This is a genomic window from Acetatifactor aquisgranensis (assembly GCF_943193215.1).
GTDB lineage: Bacteria > Bacillota > Clostridia > Lachnospirales > Lachnospiraceae > Acetatifactor > Acetatifactor aquisgranensis.
On record NZ_CALPDH010000105.1, the window covers coordinates 1 to 1,270 of the forward strand.

The following is a 1,270-nucleotide window of genomic DNA, read 5'->3' on the forward strand; positions in this document are numbered from 1 at the left end:
TGCAATGCGATTGAGCCTCGAAATGTTGAAGTTCAGAGGGCTGACGTCTTAACTGGTGCGGAAAGCAATATCGGGCAGTTCGTATAAGGCGAGAACTGTCCGGCACTGCGGGGTCAAAGAGCCAGTCATGCTTGACATTGTGGTTAATTGTCAACTGGGGAGAGCCTGCTGCTTCTTGGAAACAAGTACGTTTTATCAACTAGAAGATGGAGATAAGCGGATGGGTGGCAGGCAGTCGGATAGTCTCATAGTACCATGGAAGCCGGGTAATGCCGGTGGAGGGAAGGGGGCTACATGGTAACAGTCTTTCTGAGGACACATCAACCGTGCACAGGAACGGAGGTATTGATGGGAACAAAATTAGAAAGGATAGCAGAAATATCGGCGACAACGCCGAAGCCAGAGTTCACTTCTCTGTACCATCTGATAAATGCTGAAATGCTCATGCAGTGCCATAAGGAACTGGATGGGAAGAAGGCAGCAGGGATTGACAGGGTGACAAAAGCAGAGTATGAAGAACACCTGGAAGAGAACATCACAAATCTGGTGGAGCGGTTAAAGAACAAGGCATACAAGCCACTGCCGTCGCTAAGGGTGTATATACCGAAAAGCAACGGGAAGATGAGGCCGCTGGGGATTGCCTCTTACGAGGACAAGATTGTGCAGCTTGCGGTAAAGAAAATACTGGAAGCGATTTATGAACCGAGATTCCTTAACTGTATGTATGGGTTCAGACCAAACAGAGGATGCCATGATGCGATAAAGGAAGTCCACCGTCAATTACAGAACGAATGGATTAACTATGTGGTGGACGCAGACATCAGGGGATTCTTTGACCACATGAGCCATGAATGGCTTATGAAGTTTCTGGGGCTGTATATTAAGGACAGAAATCTTCTGTGGCTGATAAACAAATATCTGAAAGCCGGAGTGGTAGCAGAAGGTGTCTATGAAGCAGGCGAGGAAGGTTCAACGCAGGGAAATATCATCAGCCCGATTCTGGCAAATATCTATATGCACAATGTATTAACGCTGTGGTACAAATTTGTAGTACTGAAAGAGACAGAAGGGAAGTGCTTTCTGGCGGTGTATGCAGATGATTTTATTGCGGGATTCCAGCACAAGTCAGACGCAGAGAGATATTATACCGCACTGAAGGAAAGGCTGGGGAAATTCAATCTTGAGCTGGAGGAGAGTAAGAGCCGACTGATAGAGTTTGGAAGGTACGCGGAGAGCAACAGCAGACGCAGATATGGAAAGAAGCCGGAGA

The 1,270-nt window shown here is 47.2% G+C and carries 1 protein-coding gene; it reads left to right on the forward strand.

Annotated elements, in window-relative coordinates:
- Positions 1-348 precede the first annotated feature (348 nt).
- Positions 349-1,270 (forward strand): reverse transcriptase domain-containing protein (locus NFS35_RS28850; protein ID WP_251210389.1); only part of this gene is annotated, 922 nt, incomplete at its 3' end.